Raw genomic sequence first — 26,535 nt, forward strand, 5'->3', positions numbered from 1 at the left:
GTCAGCCCATCCAGAAGCCGCCATTGACGTCCAGGGTGGCGCCGGTGATGTAACGGGCCTCCTCGGACGCCAGGAAGGCGATGGCATTGGCCACTTCGTCTGTTTCTCCCAGTCGCTGCTTGGGAATGGCAGAGGTCAGCCGATCCCTTGCCTCGGGCGTCACATTCTCGCGGATCAGGTCGGTATCGATGACGCCCGGCGCTACGGCGTTGACCGTAATGCCCTGCGTGGCGGTCTGTCGCGCAAGGGTCCGCGTGAAGCCCAGAATGCCGGCCTTGGTCGTCGCGTAATGAATTCCGCCATTGAGGGCGCCCTGCCGGCCCACGATCGAAGACAGGTTGACGATACTGCCGCTGCCGCGCTCGCGCATATGGGGCAGCACTGTCCTGGAGCAGAGAAAGACGCTGCGCAGATTGACCGCCATGAACCGGTCCCACTCGTCGACCGAGATGTCGACGATTGATGCAGCGCGATCCATGCCGGCATTGTTGACCAGAATGTCGATGCGACCGAGTTTGGCCAGCGTTGTCTCGACCATCGACCTGACGACGGTTTCATCGGAAACGTCGCCGGCCACAGCGATTGCCCCATTGCCGATCTCCGCTGCCGCTGCCGCTGCAGTATTCCCGTCCAGATCGTTGACCGCGAGCGTCGCGCCGCGCTTGGCCAATCCCCTGGCAACAGCGTTGCCAATACCGCGGCCCGCGCCGGTCACCAGCGCGACTTTGCCCTTAAGCATAGTAGATTCCTCGTTCAACCTTTGACGGAGCCCTTGGTGAGGCCCGATACGATCAACCGTCCGAACAGCGCAAAGGCGATAAGGATCGGCAGGATGGCCAAGGTCGCGGAAGCCGTGAGGGGGCCCCATTCGCGGCCGAAATAGCCGATGAAATTATAGATTGCCGGCTGGATCGGGCGCAGCGCAGGACTGTCGACCATGACCGATCCGGCCACGAACTCGTTCCAGGCCCCGACAAAGGTAAGGACACCGGCGGCGCCCAGAGCGGGTTTTGTCAGCGGCAGGATTATCAGCCGCAGGACCTCAAAATGGCTCGCGCCATCGGCAATGGCGGCTTCGTCCAGTTCGCGGGGAATCCCCTCAAGCGTGCCCTTCATGATCCAGATCGCCATCGGGAGCTGATGGGCGATGTAGATAAGCGGCAGCGTGTACCACTGGTTCGTCAGTCCCAGACGCGAGAAATAGACGTAGTTGGGAATGAGAAGCGCCGCCGCCCCGAGCGCCAGCGGGATACTGGCGACGATGAGCAGGAAGAGCGCGTTGCGGAATGGAAACTGGAAGCGGTCGAAGGCATAGGCTGCCGGAAGTGCCAGCACCAGGGTGCCGATGACAGTGGCGAGGCTGTAAAACAGGCTCATCTGCATATTGCCCAGGAACCCGCTCTGGACCACGCGCTGATAGTTTTCCGCGGTTGGCGTGAAGTTGAACAGAGTTGGCGGAAAGCGGAACAGATCCGCTTCCGACTTCAGCGAGGTGATCACACCCCAGACCAGGGGCAGCAAGTTGAGAACGACAAGCACCGTAAAGGCCAGTGCCAGCGCCACACCGGATGCGATGGGCAGGTGGCGACGATGAGCGCGTGGTGGCTTTGTTTGAGTTTGGGAGGAGATTGCCATCGTCATGCTCAAACTTTCCACTTCGCGAGCCGAACATAGGCCAGCACCAAAAGGATATTCCCGAGGAACATAAGCAGCGCCAGCGAGGTGGCGGAGCCGATGTCATAGGAGATGAAGGCGCGGTCGTAGACCTCCATGGGCAGGATGCGCGTCGCATTGGCTGGCCCGCCGCCGGTCAACACGAGCGGCGTCTCAACAGTATTGAGATTGGAGAGCGTCAGAACCACTGTCACCAGCAGCAGCGGAGTGCGCAACAGCGGCAGGGTGATGCGGCAGAAAATGTCCCAGGCAGTCGCGCCATCGATCCGTGCGGCTTCCTCGTAATCGTCAGGTATGCCCTTAAGCCCGGCCAGGATAATGATTACCGCATAGCCGGTGCGCTTCCACACCGAGACCCCGATCAGCAAGTTCATGGCCGTGTCGGGATTGGTCAGCATGCTGGAGCCATCAATACCGAACCAGCGCAGCGCCGACAGCAGCAACCCGGTGTCGTTCACGAACACCCAACGGAACAGCAATGTGGCTACCACCGTGGAGATGATCCAGGGAACGATGACCACCATCTGGACGATGAAGCCGCGCCTTTCCCCCAGCTTGTGGATCCAGACGGACAGGCCCAGGCCGAGCACAACTGTGAGCAGAACGGCCCAGAAGGTGAACCATGCACTGCGACCAAGCGTGTTGATAAGGGCGGGGTCGCCCATGAGCCGGACATAGTTTTCCAGACCCACGAAGTCGGTCATGTTGCCGTACTGGATACGAAAGAGGCTGAACCAGAACCCGTAGAATACTGGTGAGAACAGCACGAGGGCCAGCATGGCGAATGCCGGGGCGATATAGGTCAGGCCGGTACGGCGCGAATACATGGAAATCTCTCGTTGCAAGGGGGTGCAGGCGCAAGGCCTGCACCCCGCCCATGCCTTAGCGATTATGCGAGCGGTTGAAGTCGTCCTCGGCCTGCTGCAAGGCGGCCTCGGGCGTTGCCCCATTGATCAGCACGTTCTGGATGGCCTTGTTGAAGGCTTGACGATAGCCGCCAACGGAATATTCGATCGGCGCGAGCCAGCCGTACTGGGCGGCACCCTCGCCTACCACCGAGAGATATTCGTTGCCCGGCTGAGCGACAAAATCCGCCAGGTTGTCGAGTGTGGACAGCATACCGGGGGTCTGGCCACCTTTTGCAACCCAGATGGGGTCGGAGTCTGCACCCAGCATGTATTCGACAAAATCGCCGGCCTGCTCCTTGACCGGGCTACCGGACCAGACACCAACAGCCCACCCGGCCATGACCGCCGGAGAGTGTTCGGTGGCGCCATCGCCCGGCCAGAGCATCAGCCCGACCTTGTCCTTGCCAAGCTTGTCCTGCAGCGTCGAAACGCGAACGCTCGCGCCAAGGATCATGGCAGCGCGGTCGGAGGCGAACTGCTCGTAGACGTCATCCGAAGTCCAGGTCACGGCGGCCTCGGGCAAGACGCCATGCTCAGTGGTAAGAGCTGTCTGGAATTCGAGGGCTTCAATACCCGCTGGCGTCGCGAAGGCCGCGGTGCCATCGTCGTTGAACAGCGTTTCACCCTTGCCCAGCATCATCGAGATCATCAGCGCCGGATCGGCCTGGCTCTCGCTATAGCCTTGCAGGAAGCCGTAGCGGCTGACCTGCCCATTGGCGTCGGTGACGGTCAAAGCCTTGGCGGCGTCGAGAAACGCATCCCAGGTCGTCAGGCTCTCCGGATCAATGCCTGCCTCGGCGAACAGGTCCGGGCGGTACATGATGGAGATGTAATTGCGCGAGGTGAACAGGGCATATTGCTTGTCGCCATCGGCGGTCAGGTCCCAATAGGGGCCGGCGCGGTCGGCAATCTCTTCCGGCGACCAGTCGGCAATGAAGGATTGGCCCAGGTCGAGCAGGGATCCCGAATTGATAGCGTCCCCAAGGAAGTCCGTGACAACCCAGATCACATCGGGATTATTGCCCGTGCCATGCCCGGCCAGGAATTTCGGCGTCATCTGGTCCCATGCCTGGGTTTCCACCACGATATCGACGCCGGGATTGGCCGCTTCGTAGCTGGCGATGATCTCGGCCAGAGCCACTTCGCGCGGCGAGGTGCCCGTGGGGTTCAGGAAGGTCCACATCCGGATGGTGGTATCCTGCGCCATGGCCGCAAAGGGCAACATGGTGCTCATGGCTAATGTGGCCAGGAATGTGCTGGTCAGTCGTTTCATAAGTTCCTCCTTGTTATAGCTTAGTCGGGCCGCTGTTCCTGGCTGTTCAGGTCGCCGAGCGCGTCCTTGAGGGAGCGGCCGATATGAATGCGGATGGCAGCGGAATAGGCGTCCCTGTCACGGGCCCGCAGCGCAGCCACGATGGCCGCATGCTCCTCGGCCTCGTTATCGAGGCGCTTGCGCCAGGATTGCAGCCCGCGCTGGATCCATTCGCCGAGCAGTTGCATCTGGATGCCCGAATAGATCGAGATCAGCATGTCATTGCCGCTTAGCGCGACGATGTGCTGGTGAAACTCGGTATTCAGGCCCAGCTTGCGGCGGTGTTCGATATGGTCGGGATCGGCTTCAAGTTGTGCGCGGATGTGGTCGAGCTGGTCCAGTTGCCCGGACAGGAGCGTCCCCGCCTCAAGGCGCTCGATGGCAATTTCGCCAGCGGCCAACTCCAGGCCGAGACGCACCTGCCAAAGGTCTAGGACCTGCTTGGCGCTCGGTGTGCGGATGTGATAGCCCCGCCGCTGTACCGCTTCGATATAGCCTTCCGACGCCAGGCGCATCAGGGCTTCGCGCACCGGCGTCTGGCTGACGCCGAACTGCTCCGCCAGCTTGTCGGGATAAAGCCGGAAGCCGCGATCGAAATATCCGAACACGATCATTTCCAGGAGCGTTCGCCGCAAGGTTTCGGTGAGCGTCTCGCCGGGCTTGCCGACAAGCTGGCCCATGTCGGACAAGTCACGAACTTGAATGGGGGCTGCGAATTGCATGGCTTCAGCTCCTTGCTGTCCAGCGGAACCGGTCCACCATCGCCGGGTCTGGTCCCGCACCATGGCCCGGCAAGTCCCGCGCGACCAGATTCCCATTGGCGATCAGTGGAGCTTTGGCGCTCAGCTCATCCCGAAGCGGGTTGAGCAGCATATTGGCTTCGTAGAGACCAAAGGCCGGCGCGGCCCGACAGGTATGGACGGCGGCGGCAACCGCTATGGACCCACCAACGCCATGCGGCGCGAGGACAATGCCCGCCCTCTTGCAGAGGGCGCCAATCGCGAGCAGGCCTGAGACGCCGCCGGCTCGGGAAATATTGGGTTGGAGAAAATCGACAGCACCCGCGTCGGCCAACCGACGGAAGGCGTCGAGCGTGAACTCGTTCTCCCCTGCGCCGAGAGGGACCGGAGAGCGCTCCCGCAGCCGGGCGTAAGCCAACACATCGCCCGGCGGTATCGGCTCTTCCAGCCAGCCAGGTGCATAGGGCGCCAGGGCCTCCGCCACCTCCAGAGCCAACACTTCGTCATAGGCGCAATTGGCATCCAGATAGATCGGAAAATCATCGCCCATGGCTTCGCGGACGGCCTTGAGATGCTCCGCATCCACCTTGGCGCCACGACCAATCTTGAGCTTGAGGGCATGGAATCCGCGCTCGCCATAGGCGCGCGCCGCCGCGACTGTTTCGGCGGGCGTGACGTGAAGCCCCACCGGGCTGACATAGGTATCGACCGGGCCAGGCTCGCCGCCCAAGAGCGTGGCGAGGGGCATGCCAGCCGCCCGCGCCTTCAGATCCCAAAGGGCAATATCGACACCGCTCAGCGCCTCGATGGGCGCGCCATGCGTACCGCCCAGCGCGATGAAATAGCGGTAGAGATCAGCCGTCATTTCTGACGGGTCGTCGATGGTCGCGCCTTTGAGAAAATCTGCAATGACGTGGCTGACGAGCGTGCTGGCCAGTTGCGGATGCGGCAGGCCGAAACATTCGCCATAGCCAACATTGCCATCGTCGGCAGTCACGATAACCAGCGTCGTCACCTGCCCTGTTCGCGGGATGCGGCGAAAATGGCTTGCCGGCGAGCTGATGTGAGCTGGCACTTTATCTGCGCCGCCAAAGACGTCGGCAAAACGGGCTTCGAGAGGAATAGCGACGACGCTGGCGACTTTCATTGGCCGATCCATATATTTTATAATTTACAGACTATAAGAATATGTGCTTGAAGACGTCAAGGGCATTTTGATGCCTGCACGAATTATCGCCCCAGGGGCAGGAATGGAGGATGGGACATGGCATCAATCGAGATCGCGGGGGTCGAGAAGGCCTATGGAGCCACCAAGGTCATCCACGGCATTACGATCGACATTGCCGAAGGGGAGTTTGTGACACTGGTGGGGCCGTCAGGCTGCGGCAAGTCCACACTCCTGCGCATGATCGGCGGTCTTGAGCCCATCAGTGGCGGAACGATCAGCATTGGCAACAAGGTCGTGAACGACCTGCCGCCCAAAGATCGGGACATCGCCATGGTGTTCCAGAACTACGCGCTCTACCCCCACATGACCGTCGCCGAGAACATGGGGTTCTCGCTGCGTCTGCGCAAAGCCTCCAAGAGCGAATTCGACGCCGCCATTCAACGTGCTGCCGGCATTCTGGGCCTCGAAAACCTGCTCCATCGTTATCCGAAGGAATTGTCGGGCGGACAAAGGCAGCGCGTTGCCATGGGCCGCGCTATTGTCCGAAATCCGCAGGTCTTCCTGTTCGATGAGCCGCTTTCCAACCTCGATGCCAAGCTGCGCGTCCAAATGCGTGCGGAGATCAAGGCGCTGCATCAGCGGTTGGGCACGACCATCGTCTATGTGACCCATGATCAGATCGAGGCCATGACCATGGCCGACAAGATCGTGGTCATGCATGGTGGCATCGTCGAGCAGGTCGGCTCGCCGCTCGAGCTTTACGATCGCCCCGCAAATCAGTTCGTTGCGGGCTTCCTTGGCTCGCCATCAATGAACTTTCTGCGCGGTGAAATCGTACAGGCCGATGGACTGCATTTCCAGCTTGCGCCCGACATTGCGATCGCACTGCCCGGCAGCGCCGCTACTCGTCCAGGACCGGTCGTGCTCGGCATTCGGCCCGAAGACATCCTGTTATCGCCGGCCGGGATTCCGGCGACGATAAAGGTAGTGGAACCCACCGGTTCAGAGACCCACATGTCTGTCAGCGTCGCCGAGCAGGCCATGACGATCGTGCTGCGGGACAGGTTTAGTGGCCAGATGGGCGATACAATCAACATCGCCATCAGCCCAGGGAAGTTTCACCTGTTTGACGCGGGAACCGGCATCCGCCTTTGAGCTATCAGTTTCCCTACCGAACGAGGCACCATAAGCGACCGATCTGCACGGCCGCTTATGGGAGTACGTCCAAGCAGATTGAACGGCCGGAATGGGGCGCGTCACTGACATGGCCCAACGTTGGTGACGATCCAATAGCGACCACAGCCTATGGGATGCTATTGTACGCCAGCTAAGCTTGGGAGTTCCCGACATTGCTTGGATCAAAGTCAGCATTCATCACTGGCGGCACGAGTGGAATCGGACTCGCGACCGCGGTAGCGTTCTCGAACCATGGCGCGAAGGTCGCCATAACGGGCCGCGACAAAGACCGGGTGGAAGCGGCGGCTGCCAAGGTAGGACGTGGCTGCCTGGGATTTGTAGCTGACGCGTCCGACGATGAGGCAATGGCAAGAGCATTGAAGTCAGCCGCGGAAGCAACCGGCGAAATCAATATCCTTTTCGCAAATGCAGGCCACTACGTGCACTCAGCGCTGGGAAAGACCTCCCGCGCGGATATTGAGAGCCAGATGGGGGTTGTGGCCAATATTTTCATGACGGTACAGTCGGCGCTTCCCTATTTGCAGGACGGCGCCTCAGTGATCCTTATGGGCTCGGTCTATGCGACAATGGGCCCTCCCGGGGCCGGGGCTTATGCCGCAAGCAAAGCGGCCGCGGGCGCGCTCACTCGTTCCATGGCTTCTGAGCTTTCGCCCAGAGGCATACGGGTGAATCTTGTCGTGCCGGGAGCCATAGACACACCCAGTTGGGGTCTGCAGCAGCTCACGGAACAAGCTCGCGTTGAACACAAGCGATTGATTGGAGAGCGCGCGCCACTCAATCGCATGCTGACTGCCGAAGAGGTTGCCTCTGCTGTGGTCTTCCTCGCTTCTGACGCCAGTTCCGGTTTGCAAGCCAGCGAACTTGTCGTTGACGGTGGCACGACGGGTGCTCTGGCCGGATCCCCTCGCTATATTCGTGGCGAGCCGTAGCATCCTTTGACAGCCTGGTGAGCAGACTGACCGCATTCGGGATCAAGCCCGGCCCGCGCCAGTGACCGAAAGGGGGCGCCTTGCCGACCGGCCTCTCCCGACCCCAATGCTGTCGTTCAGGCCGCCGCGGCACTCGCCCAAAAGCGGACATCGAGTTCAACACCAGTAGTTTCTCTTTGCTCATGAATTTTCAGAAGGCAAATTGGGTATTCCGAGAGCCCAGTATTTGCAGGGGTTTGCGGACGGTAAGATTGGTGGCAAGGTGAGTTAACAAGGCGTGGGGCGCAGCTTGAAATATCAACTCGATCGTAGACTTCGGCTACTTACTGAGCCTGAGCACAAGTCTCTTTACTCATGGGCTATTTTGGAAGTCGACGAGCGTGGGCAGGTCCTAGGCCGTGACCAGATCCCATGGGTATGGACACTAACCTTTACCGCCACCGAGATCGTGCTAGGTGACATTCTCAACTTGAAAGACGGCGAGAAGACCGAAGGGCGGGTAGATAGCTGGTCGGAACGGTCGCAGAGCCGAGTCATCCGCTGCAAGATGCGGCCGGGCGATAGCCATTCCGACAAGGACTGGTTTCGGCGCACCACTTACAAGATGTTCGGCACGGATCGCATCCTGCAACAGTTCCAGCTCGACATCACCGCGCTGGATACAGAGGAAGAAGACGAGGAATGCCAAGCTTGGGGCTTCGTCGCTTACGAATATCGCGATATCCGAACTCAGTCGGACGATGACATGGTGGGCTTCAATCTCCAGGTGAAGCCAGCGACTTTTGCTAGATATGCGCAGCGAATTGCAGAGGGCAGTGCCGACGAGATCGTGCTTAGCGTCGGCATGGTCTCAGGGTTCTACTCCGATTGGTCGCCCGACGTTGTCACGCAGGACGTGAAGATCCTCGCACCTGGCAAAGAGCAGGCTATTGAGCTGCCTGTCGGGGTCGAGTTCGAGCCACCTCGCCTTGGACGAGTTGGAGAAGTCCGACTCTACATAAATACGGCCCGGGTGGCGAAGCCGTTGCAGAGCAATGAGACCGAATTGCACGATGAACCCGGGGAGTCGCTGGTTCGACCGGACGCCGCTCTACCGCAATTCGCCGACGGGATAGATCCAAAGACCACGGCTTTGTTTGTGTCGCTGCAAAAGACCGGCAAATGGATAATTTGGCTACTCGTGCTGCTGATTTTGGTCACGATCTGGCGTTGATGGCTCGAGACAAGCTCCCGGCGCGCGTTCGAAAAGAACAGCCGATCTGCACTTATTGTGGGGTATCGCCGACTGAGCAAGTGGACCATTGCCCACCTAAGTCAGTCTTTATTGGCAGTCTTCGACCAAAGGGTCTAGAGTTCGGCTGCTGCGATGCCTGCCATCAGCCCACTCGAGCAATCGATCAGATCGCAGCCACATTCAGTCGCTTAATGCCTGGTCCGCAGACCGAATCGGAAGAAGCAGACATCTGGAAGTATGCCGAGGCGACCAAGAATAACTACCCGGAGATACTAGAGCTTTTCCGTGGCGGTGTTGAAATGCCTGACGGTAACATCGCTATCCAGATCGGCGGTCCTAACGCAGCCAGGATGCACTACGCGATGAACGCCTTTTGTGCCCGTTTGGCGCTTGGTCTTTATCGGCAGCGCGCCGGAAAACCGGCGGCACCTCAGATGCGGATCTATACCACTTACTACACAGCCGCAGAAATCCAGTTGGGTGAGGTCGATCCGCGGATTTTCCAGGTGATGCGTGAACCGAAAACATTGAAGGCAGGACGAAACAGCGCTGCCGATCAGTTCCAGTACGACTGGTATTATGATGACGCGGACCCGCACGGCTTCTTCGTGATGTTCGCCGAGTTCCGGAAGAGCTTCTGTCCATTCGTGATGATCAAACCTGATCTCATGGACTTCGAAATCCACGGCAATAAGGGTGCGGTTTTTAAGCCGGGATTTCTCAAGGGAATGGACTACCGCGATGTTGGTCAGTGGGAAGATCGCCGACGCGAGGGCCTGAAAGAGTAAGACGGCACCGAAGCTTGGTTCTACGGCACCGTCTTCTCTGGAGCACTCCGCGCGCAGCAAATCACTGTCACCGACCTGTTGCCAAGCCACTGATATGGGAGCTCTTATAGGCGGAGCTGACTGTTTCTGTATGGATTATACCCGAGACCCGCCTGTCCTCTTTCCACCCCCGATTAGACGTCTGCCCTTGCCGATGGACATGTCCGCTTTTGGGATTTGGTGTGACAGCGCTGAACGGCAGGAATGGGGCGCGTTGCCGAAGGCAGCCTCACTCCCATAGTGATCGTATTCGAGTGCTGGCTGTCCTACCGAGGGCGGACGCAAAGCTTGTGGTCAGGTGATGGTAGCCAACCAGTGAGTATTGACAGTTCTTCTGACCGGACTGACTGTGCCCATCGTGGGTGTCCAGCAGGAGGCCGCCGATGTCGACTTTTCTAGTAACGGGCGCGAGCGGAGGGATTGGGTCGGCAGTGAGCCTGCGCCTGGCGAAGGCCGGGCACCAGCTAGTCCTTGCGGCGCGCGATGTTAATCGCCTCGAGACGCTACAAGGCGCGTTGCCTGGCGAAGGACACCGGGTGATTGGTCTCGACATGTCCTCAGACCAGTCCATCGCAGTCTTTTCGGAACAACTTGAGCGCCTCGAATTGATTCTGGACGGGGCCGTTCTCATGCCACCGCAGCCACATGCCGCGAACGATCCGTTGCCGGACTCCGAGGTATGGCGGTCACTCTTCCAGACCAGTTTTATCGGCCCTCTTGCTACACTCAAGGCGGCTATCTCCCGGATGAAACCCGACGTGAACAGCGGGCAACGCGCGAAGATTGTAATCATTTCTGGGATTTCATCTGCCCAGGTTCTTGGTCACTACGCGACAAGCAATGTTATTCGTACGGCTTGGTTGGGCGAGGCCAAGACTCTGGCGTTTGCATTAGGAACACGAAACATCCACATCAACACGCTTTCACTCGGCGGCACACTGACCCCCGGCTACCGTGAGTCTATTGCCAAACGGGCAGCAGCAGCGGGGCAGAGTTTTGAAGATCGGTTGGATGTCGAAACTGACAATGTACCACTTCGCAAATATGGCGAGCCGTCCGAGGTTGCAGTTGCTGTCGAGGGACTCCTGTCACCCTTCAGCGACCACATGACAGGGCTGAACGTTTTGCACGATGGCGGTTTTACTCGAGCCTACTGAGAGCCATGGCCTAGAGCCCTTCCAGACAGTCCGCTTTTGCGAAAGTGAAAACGCGACTTGGATGACTGTAGTGGGGCGCTCATCTGCCCGTCGGGTTAATGAGAGCCCCCTGCCCTGATCGCTAGCTTCGCAGGTGACCGATGGGGGGCCGACAGCCGCCTGTCCGCTTTAGTAGCAGCATAGTGCAAAGCGGCCATCAAGCGCGCCGTGTCACCGATTTCTCATTTGGGGCCGACAGCTTTGGTCAGATTTCAATGGAAGCAAACTTATAGCGGAAACGCCCAGTTTGGGGGGCTTTGTCCACTGTATATCGACCAATACGGGACGAATTGGACCTGCTGCCATTTCGATTTTGCAGGCGCGCTACCGCTGCAGCCAGGAACTCAAGCCGTCCAAACCATCCATCCGAGCCACACTATCCACCCAAACCAAACACACAGGATACTCGCGAGTGTGGCGAACAAGATGACGACGAGCAGACCTTGACGACTTGCTCTCTGCCTGATGGCGGGAAAGAGGCCGTTCAGGTTTGGCACCGGTTTCCTCCACCTCAAGTTTCTCGACATGGATCAAGGCCTTCGGAGGTCAATCTTCCCTGAACGCTCGCGAAACCTGATCTGTGAAGGGCTTCATGAAGTAGGCGATGGCGGATTGTTCTTCGGTCTGAACGAAGACTTCCACGGGCATGCCGGGGACGAGCTGGGTGACGTCGATGGCCTCGTCGGTGACCTCGACCACGGCGTTGTAGTAGCTCTGGCCGGTGGCGGGGTCGATCAGGGCGGCGGCGGCGACGCGAGTGACTTCGCCTTCGGCCTCGGGGGTGACGCGCTGGTTGAAGGCCGAGAAGCGGAGCGTTGCCGCCTTGCCCAGGGTGACCTGGTCGATATCGGTAACGGCGACGCGGAACTCGATGGTGAGGTCAGCGTCGTCAGGAACGATGGTGAGCAGGCGTTCAGCGGGAGATATGACGCCGCCCAGCGTATTCACATTGAGCTCGTTGACCACGCCCGAGGCGGGCGCCAGGATTTCAACACGAGCTAAGCGCGCCGTGGCAGCGTTGAGCCGTTCGCGCAGCTCGGCCAGTTGCGCATCGACGGTGCGCAGTTCGCGCTGCGCCACGGTGCGACGGTCGCTGTCCATGCCCATGATCCGCACCTGCAGCTCGCTGATGCGCGACTGCGCGCGGGCAATGGCGGCACCGACCTCACCCATCTGGCCCTCGAGCCGAGCGGTATCGCGTTCGGCTGCCGTGAGGCGGGAGACTTCCACCAGCTGTTCGCTGGCCAGCTCATCAAGGCGCTGGCGTTCGGTGCTGGCCAGTTCGAACTCGCTGGCGGTCGCTGCCTGCTGGGCCTCTAGTCCGACGATCTCCTGCTGCAACTGGCTCAGCTGCAGCTCCATTTGTTCGAGCTGAGTGGTGCGGAAAGCCAGATTGCTGTCGAACAGCTGGGTCTCTTCATCCACGGCCACCTGCCCGGACTGGTTCTCTTCGACAAAGCTGGCCGGCACGTCGAGGCCAGTACTGTCGTCGCGCTCGGCCACGAGGCGGAAGCGCCGTGCTTCCAGTTCGATGACCTGTCCGGTCAGAATGGCGTGTTCGGCCTGGGCCTGGGAGGCATCGAGGCGCAGGAGCACCTGACCGGCCTGCACCCGTTCGCCGACGCGCACAGCGATCTCGCGCACCACGCCGCCATCCACATGCTGAACCACCTTGAGGTCCTCGTCGAGCATGACTGTGCCCTGCCCGATAACCGCGCCCGAGAGCTTGGCCGTGACGGCCCAGCCACCGATGCCGGCGACGAGGATAAGGGCGAAGACGAGGCCCCAGATCACTCTGCTACGCATGGAAAAGCCTGCCGGATCCGGCCCCTGGCGGGCGGCGCGGTCGGAAGATGATGGCCCGAACAGGCCGGCGGCATCGATCATGGTCATGCTAAAGGTCCCCTCAACGCTTTACAGTTCAGACAAGATTGTCCGGCAGCAGCAGCATCACGCCCTGAATGTTGATCGCCAGATCGTAGACATCGTCGCCATTGAGATCGGCGACGATGATGGTCCAGTTCTCGTCATCGATGAGTTCGTGCGAGACCTGCAGGGGCACGTCGGAGCTCAGCCAGTCATCGCTGTCGTCGCCATAGATGGCTTCGAACATGTCGCGCTCGGCTTCGCGGGCGGTGCGATCCAGATCATAGTCCCGCATCCGCACCCGATCCCCGACGACGAAGTCGAGGATCTTGTGCACGACATGGTCGCTGAGCCCAGGATTGACGTCGGTGACCTCGAAGACAAAGGTGTCCTTGCCCCGGCCGCCCGAGAGCACGGTGGCCTTGCCGCCAACCACGATCAGGTCGTCGCCGGCGCCGCCGATGATTTCTTCGATACTGGTGAAGCTGTCGGTACCCAGCTCGTCGCTGAAACTGGTACTGCCGACCACATCCACGACAATGCCATCGGTGGCAGCGGAATAGTCGAGCGTGTCAAAGCCCTCGCCGCCATCCATGACGTCGTCGCCGGCATCGGCCACCAGAGTATCGTCGCCTGCCGCACCGGAGACCGTGTCATTGCCGGCGCCATCGACCAGCACGTCGTTTCCTGCGCCACCATCGAGCGCATCGTCGCCGGCACCAGCCTCGAGCAAGTCATTGCCGGCCTCGCCCTTGAGCATGTCGTCGCCCGCGCCACCGACCAGCCGGTCGTCGCCGGTCCCGCCGTGGATGGCGTCATCGCCATCGCCGCCATCGAGATGGTCATTGCCCGCGCCACCCTCGATGTAATCATTGCCCGCCTCGCCCAGGACCGTATCGTCCCCGGCATCGCCGAACAGGCGGTCATTGCCGTCGCCACCACGGATCAGGTCCTTGCCATTGCCGCCGAAAATCACGTCATCGCCGGCATTGCCCAGCAGCACGTCGTCGCCGTCGCCGCCATTGATGTGGTCATTGCCCACGCCACCCGTCACATGGTCATTGCCGGCAAGGGCGTCGACTATGTCGTTTCCGCCAGCGGCATCGATGTCGTCGTCATAGGGCGAGCCGATAATGAGATCGTCGCCATCACCCAGCGCCATGACCTTGCGCACGATTTCGAACGTGGCTTCCTGGTTGACCCAGGCCTGGCCGTCGGTGATCCGGTAGGTCACCATAACCGGCCCGATCATGCCCGGACGGGTCTGGAGGAGCCAACCCTCGGCCGTGGCCACGAGGTCGGCGCCGGTGGCCACGACGTTGCTGACCCGCATGGCGTCGCCATCGGGATCGGAGGCGCCGCGCAGCAGGTGAACCAGGGCGATCAGTACCACCTGTCCGGCAAAGACATCATTGAGGCGCACCGGACCGGCAACGACCGGGGCTCGATTGCCCGTTTTGGGGTCGTCCTCATCCTCGTCATCGTCGCCTTCATCCGGCCCGCTGGGGTCAACTGGGTCCGGAATAACCTGGACCGGCGGACTGGCGGGGATGGGGGCGAACCGTCCACCAAAATTGTCATTTCCCGGAAAATCCATGAGCGCAGCAGGCAGGAAGGGACGCATGGCCGGGACGTAGAAGCTCGGCTCGACAAAATAGAGCTGCGGAAAGTCCGGGATTACGAAGGGACCAGGCCAGGGATTGCCTGTCTCGATGCCGAGGCTCTGCCGGCCGCCACCCTCACCAATACTGCCGGTCGTGGTGTCGTCAATCTCGGGCGACACCAGATCGTCGACTTGGGCCACGGTCTGCTCTTTAGGCGCTTCTTCAGCGTCGCTGTCTTGGCCGCTTCGGCCCGCCATCTCCGGTACACCGGCCTGGACCGGACCCAGTGAGCGGATATAGGCGGCAATACCCAGAACCAGCAGGGCAAAGTACGCCGGCAGGCGCGTCAGCCGCTCGGAAAGATTGAACTCAAAGCGCTTGGCTCCTTTGGTTTCAGCATCCGCATTCTGGCTGGACTTGACCTCGATCAGCATCTCTCATCACTCCGCTGCGCGCACCGGCTGCCGGTCGGGCTTGCCCTTCTCGACGCTGGTCTGCATGCCCAGCACCTGCGCCTTGGGCCCGAAGGCGGTCAGCTTGCCCGACTGGATCACCGCTACCAGCTCCACCTGCTCGAGCACGCTCGGGCGATGGGCCACCACGATGACAATGCCGCCACGCTCCTTGATCCCGGCAATGGCACGGTTGAGCGCCTGTTCGCCTTCGGCATCGAGAAAGGCATTGGGCTCGTCCAGCACCACCACGAAGGGATTGTCGTAAAGCGCCCGGGCCAGTCCGATCCGCTGCCGCTGCCCGGCCGACAAGGCCGTGCCCTGGGGTCCGAGCTGGGTATCGTAGCCATCGGGCAGGCGGACAATCATCTCGTGTATGCCGGCAGCCATCGCCGCCGCAACGACGCCCTTGCCATCGCGCTTTGGAGAAAAGCGGGAGATATTCTCCACGATGGTGCCGTCCATCAGGGCCACTTCCTGCGGCAGGTAGCCGACATAGCGCCCCAGGACGTCTTCTTTCCATTGCGGCAGGTCGGCATTGTCCAGCCGCACCGAGCCCCGCAGGATCGGCCAGATCCCGGTCATCGCCCGCACCAGGGTGGTCTTGCCCCCGCCGCTGGGACCGACAATCGCAAGGCCCTGCCCCGCCTTGATCTCGAACCCGACTTCGGTCAGCAGGATCTGCCCCGATGAGGGCGCCGCCACCGTGATCTTTTCCACCCGCATCGACTGGCTGGGCGGCGGCAGGTCGATCGGCTCGGGCAGGTCGGCCAGCGCTACCATCGTTTCGCGCAGGCGCTTGTACGCCTGGCGCGCCATCACCATGCCCTTCCAGTTGCCGATGGCCATGTCGATTGGCGCGAGGGCACGCGCCGACGCCACCGACACCGCAATGATCGCCCCGGCCGACATCTGGCCCTGGATGGTGAAATAGGCGCCAAGGCCCAGAAGCCCCGATTGCAGCAGCATGCGCAGGACGCGGGAAATGGCGCTGAATGTGCCGGTGACGTCGGTCACCTGCGTCTGCAGCACCAGATGCTCAGTATTGGCCCGCGTGTAGCGCTCCACCGCCCGCCCGGAAATCCCCATTGCCTTGATGATATCGGAGTTGCGCGCGTTGGAATCGGCGATGGCATTGCGCGCAATATTGGCCTGGTGCGCGGCACTGGCCAGCTTGCGCGACTTGAGTTCAGTCCACACCGTCAGGAGCGTCAGCACCACCGCCCCGCCCAGCGTCACCGCCCCCAGGACCGGGTGCAGGAAATAGACGAAGAGGATGTAAAGCGGCACCCAGGGCAGGTCGAAGAGAGCCATCGGCCCCTGCCCCCCCATGAAGCCGCGCAGCGTATCCACATCCCGGCCGCGCTCCAGCGCTTCCGAGGTCGAAAAGCCGAAGCGAGGCATGTCCACCGCCACCCGGTGGGCAATGGGCGACAGGATGCGGTCAATCCGCGCCCCGATGCGCACCAGAAGCTGCGAGCGGATGATGTCGAAGGCGCCCTGGAACAGGTAGAGCCCCACCGCCAGGACCGACAGCGCGATCAACGTTGGGACCGAGCCGCTGGTCAGCGCCCGGTCGTAGATCTGCAGCATATAGAACGAGCCGGTCAGGGCCAGCACGTTGATGATGCCGGAAATCCAGAACAGGAAGATACCGATGCCCTTGAACTCACTCTTGAGCATGGCATCGGCGCGCCGTTCGGCAAGTGCCTTGTTGGAATTTGGTTTGGCCATTTTGGAAACCCTCGAAATGCGTCAGGCCCGGCCGGTTCGTGGCCGGCCAGGCCTGTTCCGTCAGAGGTTGAAGTCGGTGGCGGTCAGGTTGTGGTTACCGGTGATGGAGATGCGGAAGTCCGCATCGGCTCCATCCACATTGCCGGTCACAACCGTGTACTCACCGTCATCGCGCACTTCATGGGTCACCGCGATCTGGCCTGCCGTCGGCGCCCCGTTCACCAGGGTGAATGCCTGGTTGCCCGCAAGCATGCCGCTCAGGTCAACCTTGTCGCCGGCCTCGAAGTTGAGGATCGTGTCGCCATCCGCGGCAGCGGCGCTGCCGAACACGAACACGTCCTGCCCAGCCCCGCCATCGATCACGTTGACGGCATTGCTGGCCACGATCCGGTCGTTTCCCGAACCAGTCGTCACGTTCTCCACACCGTAGAGAACATCGGTGCCCGACTGCGATCCAGAGACTGAACCGCGACCATCCACGCCCGTTCCCAGGTTTACCTGCGTCGCCGCCGTCAAGGTGCCAAGGTCCAGGGTGTCGATGCCCGATCCGGCATCGATGAGGTCGTTGCCGTCATTGATCCTGCCAATGAACTTGTCATTGCCAGCACCGCCGAACAGCTCGTCATCCCCGGCACCGCCGTCGATCATGTCATTGCCGGCATCACCGGAGATCCAGTCGTTCCCGGCATCGCCATAGAGCATGTCGTCGTCGTCGCCGCCCAGTACGTCGTCATCGCCGTCGCCGGCCCAGATCACGTCGCGACCCGCACCGCCATCGGCAAAGTCATTGCCACCTTCAAGCCGGGCAATATCCGCCCCGGCTCCAGCGATGACGTAATCCACGCCGCCCTGACCAAAGATCAGATCCGCGCCAGACGTCCCCAGCAGAACCCCGCCGGCAGGCGTCCCGACAATCGGAGCGCCGATCGCAGAACCACCATCGTCATTGTCGTCGTCATCATCCGGATCGACGGGATCCTCGTCGTCGTCATCTTCACCCGGGTCGACCGGATCAACCGGATCTTCGTCATCGTCTTCACCCGGATCGACCGGATCCACCGGATCCTCACCGTCATCATCGGGCAAATCCTCGCCTGCCTCGACGACAACCGGCATACCTGCAGGGCTGAGGAAGGTCAGGGAATGGCCCGGCGCACTCATCGTCGTCGTCCCATCGCCGTTGGGCTGGACAGCATATTCGTCCAGCGACCGGCCCTCGGGCAGCTCAATCACGTCCTGCGGACGCAGGGTGCCGATGATCACGTCATTGCCACCGCCGGTCCGGAACACCACACGGTGCGCCGAGAGCAGAGAGGAAACATTGATTGTGTCGTCGCCTGCCGTACCCAGGATAGTGATCGTGTCGGGCCGCAGACTGGTGGTGACGGAGAAGTCCCCGTACATCTCGAAACTGTCGCCGCCGGCTGCGCCATTGCCGCTGACTCCCGCGCCGTTGACAATGATCTCCTCGATCTCAGTCAGTTCGGCGATAACGGTTTCGGGCTGTCCGCTCACCTGGCGGGTAACGACGATCTCCACTTCGTCGCTGCCGGCGAAGCCAATCCGCAGCACCGCTTCGTCATAGGTGTATATACGGTAGGTTTCGGCCTCGGCGTTGCCGATGATCTGGAAGAGATCGCCATCCGCCCCTTCCATGCCGCCATTGATGGTGTCTGACCCATCGCCGGGCGACCAGACGAAGGTATCGTCATCGGGCGTACCGGGGGCTGCACTGTTGTCCCCGTCACCGACATCGCTGCCATTCAGCGTATCATTGCCAGCACCGCCAATGATCACGTCATTGCCCGGCCCACCGACGATCTCGTCGTCGCCAGCAGTGCCGAACAGCACGGATGGTCCCGTTGGGATGCCGGTGACATTGGTGACCAGCGCCAGCGCCGGAGCCGATCCGAACTGGACCCGCTCGACACCGGTTAGTGTGTCGACGGCACCTGTCGTCAGATGCGTGACGGTGACGAGACCCGCACCATTCCTGCCGAAGACGTAGTCATTGACCGAGCCTGCATAGACGGCTGTATCGGTGCCAGTGCCACCGTTGAGTGTGTCATTGCCTTCGCCGCCATCGAGCGTGTCGTCGCCGTCACCGCCATTGAGTGTGTCGGTCCCGATGCCACCGCGCAGAATGTCGGCGCCGCCATTGCCGCTCAGGGTGTCACTACCTGCCCCGCCACTGAGTTCATTGGCGGAATTGTTACCGGTCAGAGTGTCATTAAAGGCTGAGCCGACGACGTTTTCGATACCATCCAACGTGTCGCCCGTTGCGTGGCCACCGGAGGCGGTATCGGCGAGCCGGTCGACGTTCACGCCGGCGTTCGACTGGCTGTAGTCCGCCGTGTCTATACCGCCCTGGCCGTCGAGGATGTCGCTGCCAGCGCCCCCGATCAGGAGGTCGTTGCCGTTGCCGGCGGCAATATTGTCATCGCCATCGCCGCCGATCAGGATGTCATTACTGTCCCCGGCGCCCAGGAAGTCATTTCCACCAAAGCCGAGGACGAAATCGGCGCCTGGGCCCCCAGTAAACCGGTTTGCACCCGAGCCGTTCACGACATTGGTCCCTGCCGCAAAGTTGTAGTCGGCCCCGCCAATCCGGATCTTTTCGATACCAACAAGCGAGCTGACATTGCCACCGCCCACGTCACCGACCGTGGGGTTGGTTCCGTTATGGACAAAGGCATAGCTGGAAAGCGGTCCATCGAGCTGGAGCGTGTCAGTGCCCGCGCCACCGTTGAGCGTGTCGTTGCCTGCAGACTTCACCAGCGTATCATCGCCGTCGAGGCCGAAAATATTGTCGCTGCCTTCACCGCCGATGATCACATTGGCGAGTTCGTTGCCGTTGAAGATCGTGGTGCCAGCGGCATTGCCCCGGACGGTCAGGTTTTCGACATTGGCACCGAGGGTGTAGTTGGGCACGGCATCAGTCACAATGACCGTATCAATGCCGCCCCCGGCGAGCTCAACCACGGTATCCGCACCCGGCTCGCCGCTGCCCGAGACATTGTTGACGATGTAGGTGTCGTTCCCGGCCCCGCCGGTCATGGTGTCAGCACCGCCATTGCCGTCGATGACATTGTCCCCGGCATCGCCGATAAGCGTATCGTCGAAGACGCTGCCGACCAGGTTTTCGATGCTGATCAGCCGATCAAGGCCGCCACCACCGGTATCCTGTTCTTCAAAGCTGGCGCGCGTCGCGGTTCCCGCCAAAGAGACGGTCACGGCTGCCGCGGCAGCGGCATAGGATGCCGTGTCGCGTCCTGCACCGCCATCGATGCGGTCATTGCCACTGCCACCGGTCAGGACGTCGTCACCGTCATCGCCGTAGAGATCGTCGTTGCCGGCATCGCCCGACAGGGTGTCGTTGCCGAAACCGCCGCGGATCGTGTCGTTGCCGCCGCCGCCCGACAGCGCATTGGCCGCCAGATTGCCCAGCAAAGTGTCATTGCCGGCATCGGACTGGACATTTTCCAGCCCGCGCGTGAACGAGAAGCCTGTCGCCGCGCCAGACAGCAGATTGACCGAGATATTCTGGTCGGTGTCGTAGACCAGCGTGTCATTGCCGGCACCCAGATGCAGTTCGGCTGCTTCAACATTGGTGACGCTTGTCGTGCCGTTGATCGAGGTCACGACGCCTCCGGCCAGCACTACGGAGATGGTGTCATTGGCGCCGAACACACCTTCGATAACCCGCAGGGTGTCATTGCCGTCGCCCCCGTCGATTGTGTCGGAGCCTTCGCCGTTGGCGTAGATGAGGACGTCGTTGCCCGCACCACCGTCGAGATCGTCATTGCCGGTGCCGCCATTGAGGGTGTCATTGCCCTCCTGGCCCTGGAGGTCGTCATTGCCGCCGCCGCCATGCAGGCTGTCATTGCCTAGCCCGCCCAGAATGGTCTGGGCCGCAGCGCCGCCCTGGACGATGTCATCGCCCGGATTGGTGCCGCCGTCCGCATCGCCCGTGGTGCTATTGATGGTAGCACCGTTGGACTGGATGAAATTGCCCACCACCCCTGTCGGGGCCGAGATGACCTGTTCTAGATTGCCGCCGTCGTCGGTGTAGTCGATCCGCATCCGCAGAAGTGTGCCGACCAGTTCGGGTCCGGGCACGAATGTTCGGTCATTGCCACCGTCTGCGGCGGCAACGCTCAGCCAGGTTGAGCCACCATTCTCGGAATATTCCCACTGATAGGTCAGCAGGCCCTCTTCGAAGGCGTCGGTGATCCCATCCGGATCGGTAAAGGCCGCCGTCGCCGTCAGGGGCACGCCCTCGGTCGGGCTCACGTCACTGATGAGCACGTTGCCAGTCGGATCCCCATCCACGTTGATGACCGGGTCCGTCGGCTGGGACGACACCACTTCGAGCACGCCACCGCCATCGGTGTAGGTGCCTATCACGCGAATGCGCAGGCCGACATGGTCGCCGGTGGGGGTGAAGCTGTTGCCCGATGTGCCCGGGATGTTGATGTAGTCGCCCGTCCCGTCATTGCGTTCGATCTGCCAGCGGAAGGTGATCTGGCCCGGCAGAACGGTGCCGTCGGGATTGTTGAGATCCCTGATGGCACTGGCATCGACGGTCAACGTCTCGCCTTCCTCTGCAGGCAAGCCATTGATGGTCAGACGACCGGTCGGGTCGATATTGCCCGTCTGGCGGATGGTGTAGATCCCGTCGGCGAAGAGGATGCGTTCGATTCCGACGAGAATGTCCGTGCCTTCGTCGATCTGGGGATCGACTTCTTCCATTTCGCGGCGGGCCACAATGGTGCGGTCGCCCACATGGGTGATCTCGTACCAATCCCGATTGCCCGCAAACACTGCCGTATCGGTGTCGTTGGTCGCGTCCTCATCGTACTTGATCTCGCGCACGATATGGAGCTGGTTGGGCCGGATCACCCGCGTCAGCATCAGTTCGCTGAGCGACTTGCCGTGCCATTCCGCGGGGATCGCCTCTCCATCGGTCGTCAACTGGCCCGGCCCAAAGACATGGGCCAGCGTGTCGACCGTGGCGATCTCGTTGCCAGCCAGGTTAGCTTCGCCCATGCCGGTAATGCGGATGCGCACATTCAGCCAGGCATCGCCATGGATGAAGTCGTCGCCGCCGCGACCCTCGATGAGGTCGCCACCGTCACCGCCGATGAGCAGGTTACCACCGGTCCAAGCGACTTCCTTTTCAAGGTCGACGTCGGCATTGGCCGGAACATATTCGGCCAGTCCGAGCAATTCGCGCAACCCGTCGATGCGATTGACGCCGGCCTGGCTCAGCTCGTGATTGAGCAGGCTGAGTTCAAGCTCGATTTCTTCGTCACTGCCGCGGTCGTCGCCACGGATGATGTCGTTGTGGTCCCAGCCTGAAATGGCTTCGGTCTGGTCGAAGCGATCGCGCAGGATGTCGTCCGCGACCGTGGTGAAGAAGGGGATGCGCATATCGGCATCGGCCGCCACGGCGCTGCCCTTGTAGATGGCCCAGTCGAAACCGTACATGCCCTCGTTGCGCATGACGCTCTCACCCTGGACCATGATGTCGTCGCCCGATTCAGCGTCGAAATCGTTCTCGTTCTCGCCGGCAATCAGCACGTCATGGCCGAGAATGGTGGAGTTGAAGAACAGCTCGGAATTGTCGCCGTTGAGAACGTCGAAGCCGTCGCCACCCTCCATCCAGTCATCGCCTTCATTGCCGAGCAGGAAGTCGTGATCGAGCCCGCCAAGCATGAAGTCGTCGCCTTCGCCGCCGAACACCTCGGTGGCGTCCACGCCGACAAAGAACACGTCCTTGCCGTCGCCACCCATCATAACGTCGAGGCCGTTCGAATTGGCCATGACGTCGTCGCCACTTTCACCCTTGAGGAAATCGCCGGTGTCGCCGCTATCGGTGATGATGTCGTCGCCCGCGCCGCCGACGACCAAGTCAACGCCGTGACCGCTCTCGATGCGGTCGTCGCCAGCGCCGCCCCAAATGCCATCATCGCCGTCACCGCCGATGATCGTATCGGCCTGGGCAGTCCCGCCCATGACCATGTGCTCACCGCCGGTGAAGCGAAGGTAGTTGGTCTCGACGGCGGCCGTGGTCGGATCGTCGCGCTGCACTTTGGCCCGGAGCGCGTCGAGGAAGGGATCGTCCCCTTGCGCGTCCGCAGCAAGCTGCCGGGCCAGATCGACCTCCAGCACACCGTCATATTTGGCGAAGGAATCCACGCCGATATGATGGGTGATGATATCGTCATCTGTGCCACGCACGCCGTCGGGGCCAGGCTGCACCAGGTCCGTATTGGCCATGATGAGCTTGGCGAAGGCGTTGTTTTCCAGCTCATTCAGCAGGTTCAGCCCCTGCGTACGAGTCAGATAGTAGAAGCGATCGCCCTCCTGCAGGTTTTCCATCTGCAGCTCGAACACGGCATTGAAGGTGGAGCCGAGCATGCCGCCAAAGGGCATGATGCGTTCGGCAAGGCCACCGATCCAAAGATCGATCAGGTTGATGCCGGTCTCAATAGCCGCGTAAACGCCAGTCCCATTGAGGAAATCGAGCCGATCAGCGATCGGCGGCAGCGCCTGGACGATGTCAACCTGCACGTTGTCGACAAGGATTTGGTTGCCCGATCCATCCAAATTCTGGATCTCGATGACGAGGTCCTGTCCGGCAAGACCGGCCGCAATCACCCCTGTTTCGAGTTCGACAGACGTCCAGCCACCGTTGGCGGGCGCCACCAGGTTGTAGGTCGCCAACACAGTCCCGTCGGCCGCTTTGAGGCGCACCACGCCACCGGGGAAGGCCGTATCGAAGCGGTCGCCGATGTCGAGGCTGAGGCGATAGTTGGCGCCCGCCACCATTGTGATGCTCGTATCCTGCGACAGAAGGGCATTCTGCCCGAGCCAGGCAACATTGCCGCCGGTCGGGCCTGCCGGATCGGTGACGCCGGCCGCCGGAGCGAACACCCCGCCATTGCCGGTCAAGACCCATCCGGTGGGTGCGCCGACCAGGTAATTGCCCAGGCTGTCGGTAATGACCCCAGGAGCGCCCGATGCCATCGAGTCCGCCTGGAAGCCGGCATTGCTCACACTGCCTGCTGTTTGGGCGCCGACGTCGAAGCCCAAGAGCTGCATGGCCACATCGCGCTTTTCGATAAGCGTGTCGGCGAGCAGCAGCAACGGATGGGTGCCGTAGGCGGCGAGGAAGTTAATAATGGATGCAGGCGTCTTGAGATTGGCGCCAAAATCGGCCCAGCTTTCATAGGGCTTGAGCCAGCTTGAATTCGAGGCGGCGTAGAGTTGTTCACGTGCCTCGTTGAGCGAGGGGATGCCGGCGTCACGGCCGCGAGCGATGTTGATGGCCGCCAGGTCGAGCGGCAGGCCGAGCAGGTTGTTGCGCAGCGATTCCACCACGAATTCATCGATGGCATTGCCGCGAATGCCCGTCAGGCCGCGCACGATCGCGCCGGCCGCCTGTTCGGCGCTGACGTCGCCATCGTTGTCGTAGAGGACCGGATTGAGGAAGGCTTCGATCAACCCGACATCAAGCCCTTCCCAGCCCATGGACTGAACGATGTTGCCGGTCGCGTCGACCAGATTGCCATCTTCATCGAGCGGCAGGAGCTTGAGGTGGTCCGTCAGCATGGAATGCCCGAACCGGTAAACCGTATGCGCGAACTCGGCGAAAATGGCCGGATTGACGTCGGTAATGGTGTTGAACACGAAGAGATCGATATTGGGCTGCACCTTGCGCCCGAACTCCTCGAATACCAGATGCTGATACTGCATTTCGGTCGCGAAACGCGCCGTCTGGAACAGGCGCTCGCCGTCCCACGACAACTGATCGATGATCGAGGCGGCCAGAACATGCTTGGCGCTGGCGCTCAGCAGCGGGTTGGCCAGCTCGGCAATCTGGTCGCGGATGACACTGTCTGCAGCAATATCCTCGAGCAGCCATTCGTTGAGGAAGGCAAGGTCGGCGGCTTTGCCGCTCGAGGCGATCTCAAGGGCCTGCTTCTGGATGTCATCGACCTGGCGATTGTGTTCGGAGTGGAACACGTGATGCACCGCCGTCAGACCGATATTCTCGTTGCCGCGCCCGTCGCCGGTGATGAAGTGGCGGTCCAGCAGCTCGTTGTCATACGCCGGGTTGAGGTCGGGATTGTTCGGGATCGGATTACCGAGCGGATCGGTCTCGGTATTGGCGTCAGGCTGCAGGATGGCGGGCTGGCCATTGATCGAGCCAATCGGATTGGCATTGTGTGCGATGTCGTCAAGGAACTGGTGCGACGTGCGAACGGGCCCAAGGCCGCCATTGATGTTGGCGACCACGATCGGGCTGCCCGGGCTGGCGCTGACGGTCAGGTCGTCTTCGGTATTGGGAATCAAATCGGGGCCGAGATTGTAGACAATCTGCGGGAAGCCATCCTCACCCCGGATGAACTCGCCATAGGGGTCCGTGCGTAGCAGCGGCACGCCCATGATATCGAGGTCGCTGAGTTCAATGCCGAGCAGGTCTCGGGCCTGGTTCTTGACGTCGAGCCAGGTTGCAAGGCCGCCATTGACACCGTCGAGCAAATGGCCGGTGGCCATCGGAACCAGATGACCCAGTTCGGGGTCCATCACCATCTTGTATTCGCGCAGGAAGACCTGATGCGAAGCATGGGATGTATAGGTCTGGTTCTGGTCGACGTAAGATGTGGTCTTGTTCCGGGCCTCCGGGACGTCGTCGCCATTCCCCAGAATGCCGTCCGGTCCGGCGGTGACGGTTGGATCAAGACGCGTCAGCGCCATGAAGGCCAGGTGCGGCGGCACTTCGTCGCCACTGCCAGCAATGCCGTCGGGGCCATGCGTGCGCAGCGGGTCGTCAGCGGCCAAAGGCACGAAGATCGTGCCGTTATTACCCTTGTGGATGAGGTCGAGGCCGTGGTCGAAGAACTGACCGAAGAAGGTCATCCAGGCATTGAATGGGGCCGACAGGCCTTCGTCCGGCGCCACATTGGGCAGCACGATGCTATTGCCGTCCATTTCGATGCCATAGTCGGTGGCAAGGCTCTCATAGAGCGCGTTCTTGGCTTCCACGATCGCCGGCGCCTCGAGCGCCGATTGTGCCGCTGCCTTCTTTGCTGCGATGACGGCGGGGTCCATAGGGGAACCCATCACCGCGCTGGAAGCTGCCGTCGCTGCGGCGCTCGCCATGTCGACATAGCTCTGATAGGCGGCCCGGATCGTGGTGACCGCTTCGAGAATATCCCCGTCATACTCGGCGAATTGTAGCGCCTTCATGATGGCCGCCGGGTTCTTCAGCGTCTGGTCGGCCACCAGGTTGGTGATGATGCGCGGATCGCTGTCGACCACGCTTCCTGGGGCGCCATAATCATTGTTGGTGAGATTTCCCCCAGGTGTAGAGGGGCCATTTATGTCCTGCTGCTCGTTGTCCGTGTCCGCCAGGTAGTCGGGATCGAGCATCCTGGGCATCAACTGGTCGGCAGCGCCCCACAGTTCGCGCCCCGGGATCAGGTTGTTGTAGCTGCCATCGACCGTACGCAGCCCGTAGGGCAGATGCGGCTGCGCAATCAATTGCGGCAGCGGCGTACCCGCCACATGGGCCTCGGCGATCTTGATCTGCTTGAGAATGAATTCAAGGTCATGCTGGTTGAGCTTGACGGCCATTTCTACCTCCTGATGTCGGGGCGGCCACGGCACGCCCACCAACAATGAA

Annotated in this window: 15 protein-coding genes; 5 read left to right on the forward strand and 10 right to left on the reverse strand. The window is 61.3% G+C overall.

Annotated elements, in window-relative coordinates:
* Position 1: 1 nt before the first annotated feature.
* Genes MQW79_RS09635 through MQW79_RS09660 form a run of 6 tightly spaced genes read right to left on the reverse strand, consistent with a single transcriptional unit; the run spans position 2 to position 5,781 of the window.
* The gene (locus MQW79_RS09635; protein WP_476584285.1) at positions 2-739 is read right to left on the reverse strand and encodes an SDR family NAD(P)-dependent oxidoreductase; all 738 of its coding nucleotides are present in this window, start codon (positions 737-739) and stop codon (positions 2-4) included.
* A 14-nt stretch (positions 740-753) separates the two neighbouring features.
* The gene (locus tag MQW79_RS09640) at positions 754-1,641 is read right to left on the reverse strand and encodes a carbohydrate ABC transporter permease (RefSeq protein ID WP_126148627.1); all 888 of its coding nucleotides are present in this window, start codon (positions 1,639-1,641) and stop codon (positions 754-756) included.
* Positions 1,642-1,643: 2 nt separating this feature from the next.
* Complete coding sequence (locus MQW79_RS09645; protein ID WP_164550182.1) at positions 1,644-2,501, reverse strand: carbohydrate ABC transporter permease; 858 nt, start codon at positions 2,499-2,501, stop codon at positions 1,644-1,646.
* Between the two features lie 55 nt (positions 2,502-2,556).
* Entirely contained in the window at positions 2,557-3,855 is a 1,299-nt protein-coding gene (locus MQW79_RS09650) for an ABC transporter substrate-binding protein (RefSeq protein WP_126148629.1), read from the reverse strand.
* Positions 3,856-3,875: 20 nt separating this feature from the next.
* Entirely contained in the window at positions 3,876-4,616 is a 741-nt protein-coding gene (locus MQW79_RS09655) for a GntR family transcriptional regulator (protein ID WP_476584286.1), read from the reverse strand.
* Positions 4,617-4,620: 4 nt separating this feature from the next.
* Positions 4,621-5,781, reverse strand: coding sequence for a mandelate racemase/muconate lactonizing enzyme family protein (locus MQW79_RS09660; protein WP_476584287.1), 1,161 nt, complete (start codon positions 5,779-5,781; stop codon positions 4,621-4,623).
* A 117-nt stretch (positions 5,782-5,898) separates the two neighbouring features.
* On the opposite strand from MQW79_RS09660, the gene MQW79_RS09665 reads away from it, so the two are divergent.
* The 5 genes from MQW79_RS09665 to MQW79_RS09685 all read left to right on the forward strand — a co-directional run bounded on the left by MQW79_RS09665 (position 5,899) and on the right by MQW79_RS09685 (position 11,146).
* On the forward strand, positions 5,899-6,957 hold the full coding sequence (locus MQW79_RS09665) for an ABC transporter ATP-binding protein (protein WP_476584288.1): 1,059 nt from the start codon (positions 5,899-5,901) through the stop codon (positions 6,955-6,957).
* 194 nt (positions 6,958-7,151) lie between these two features.
* The gene (locus MQW79_RS09670; protein ID WP_476584289.1) at positions 7,152-7,928 is read left to right on the forward strand and encodes an SDR family NAD(P)-dependent oxidoreductase; all 777 of its coding nucleotides are present in this window, start codon (positions 7,152-7,154) and stop codon (positions 7,926-7,928) included.
* Between the two features lie 289 nt (positions 7,929-8,217).
* Positions 8,218-9,141 carry a hypothetical protein gene (locus MQW79_RS09675; RefSeq protein WP_476584290.1) on the forward strand — a complete coding sequence of 308 codons (924 nt, stop codon included), beginning with the start codon at positions 8,218-8,220 and terminating at the stop codon, positions 9,139-9,141.
* Positions 9,090-9,950 (forward strand): hypothetical protein, encoded by an 861-nt coding sequence (locus MQW79_RS09680; RefSeq protein WP_476584291.1) that lies wholly within the window; start codon positions 9,090-9,092, stop codon positions 9,948-9,950. The genes MQW79_RS09675 and MQW79_RS09680 overlap by 52 nt, the downstream gene beginning before the upstream one ends.
* Positions 9,951-10,372: 422 nt before the next feature.
* The gene (locus MQW79_RS09685) at positions 10,373-11,146 is read left to right on the forward strand and encodes an SDR family oxidoreductase (protein ID WP_476584292.1); all 774 of its coding nucleotides are present in this window, start codon (positions 10,373-10,375) and stop codon (positions 11,144-11,146) included.
* Positions 11,147-11,731: 585 nt separating this feature from the next.
* On the opposite strand, the gene MQW79_RS09690 is transcribed toward MQW79_RS09685, so the two are convergent.
* The 4 genes from MQW79_RS09690 to MQW79_RS09705 are packed head-to-tail and all read right to left on the reverse strand — an operon-like array spanning position 11,732 to position 26,486.
* On the reverse strand, positions 11,732-13,078 hold the full coding sequence (locus tag MQW79_RS09690; protein WP_476584293.1) for an HlyD family type I secretion periplasmic adaptor subunit: 1,347 nt from the start codon (positions 13,076-13,078) through the stop codon (positions 11,732-11,734).
* Between the two features lie 28 nt (positions 13,079-13,106).
* Positions 13,107-15,089, reverse strand: coding sequence for a cadherin-like domain-containing protein (locus tag MQW79_RS09695; RefSeq protein ID WP_476584294.1), 1,983 nt, complete (start codon positions 15,087-15,089; stop codon positions 13,107-13,109).
* A 6-nt stretch (positions 15,090-15,095) separates the two neighbouring features.
* Positions 15,096-16,841, reverse strand: a complete 1,746-nt coding sequence (locus MQW79_RS09700) for a type I secretion system permease/ATPase (RefSeq protein ID WP_476584295.1) — start codon at positions 16,839-16,841, stop codon at positions 15,096-15,098.
* 60 nt (positions 16,842-16,901) lie between these two features.
* Entirely contained in the window at positions 16,902-26,486 is a 9,585-nt protein-coding gene (locus MQW79_RS09705; RefSeq protein ID WP_476584296.1) for a peroxidase family protein, read from the reverse strand.
* Positions 26,487-26,535: the final 49 nt, after the last annotated feature.

Source organism: Devosia sp. Micro-HW1 (genome assembly GCF_056341075.1).

Coding starts and splice junctions, on each gene's coding strand:
- MQW79_RS09635 (WP_476584285.1), bottom strand. CDS start 739: ATGCTTAAGGGCAAAGTCGCGCTGGTGACCGGCGCGGGCCGCGGTATT.
- MQW79_RS09640 (WP_126148627.1), bottom strand. CDS start 1,641: ATGACGATGGCAATCTCCTCCCAAACTCAAACAAAGCCACCACGCGCT.
- MQW79_RS09645 (WP_164550182.1), bottom strand. CDS start 2,501: ATGTATTCGCGCCGTACCGGCCTGACCTATATCGCCCCGGCATTCGCC.
- MQW79_RS09650 (WP_126148629.1), bottom strand. CDS start 3,855: ATGAAACGACTGACCAGCACATTCCTGGCCACATTAGCCATGAGCACC.
- MQW79_RS09655 (WP_476584286.1), bottom strand. CDS start 4,616: ATGCAATTCGCAGCCCCCATTCAAGTTCGTGACTTGTCCGACATGGGC.
- MQW79_RS09660 (WP_476584287.1), bottom strand. CDS start 5,781: ATGAAAGTCGCCAGCGTCGTCGCTATTCCTCTCGAAGCCCGTTTTGCC.
- MQW79_RS09665 (WP_476584288.1), top strand. CDS start 5,899: ATGGCATCAATCGAGATCGCGGGGGTCGAGAAGGCCTATGGAGCCACC.
- MQW79_RS09680 (WP_476584291.1), top strand. CDS start 9,090: ATGGATAATTTGGCTACTCGTGCTGCTGATTTTGGTCACGATCTGGCG.
- MQW79_RS09685 (WP_476584292.1), top strand. CDS start 10,373: ATGTCGACTTTTCTAGTAACGGGCGCGAGCGGAGGGATTGGGTCGGCA.
- MQW79_RS09690 (WP_476584293.1), bottom strand. CDS start 13,078: ATGACCATGATCGATGCCGCCGGCCTGTTCGGGCCATCATCTTCCGAC.
- MQW79_RS09695 (WP_476584294.1), bottom strand. CDS start 15,089: ATGCTGATCGAGGTCAAGTCCAGCCAGAATGCGGATGCTGAAACCAAA.
- MQW79_RS09700 (WP_476584295.1), bottom strand. CDS start 16,841: ATGGCCAAACCAAATTCCAACAAGGCACTTGCCGAACGGCGCGCCGAT.
- MQW79_RS09705 (WP_476584296.1), bottom strand. CDS start 26,486: ATGGCCGTCAAGCTCAACCAGCATGACCTTGAATTCATTCTCAAGCAG.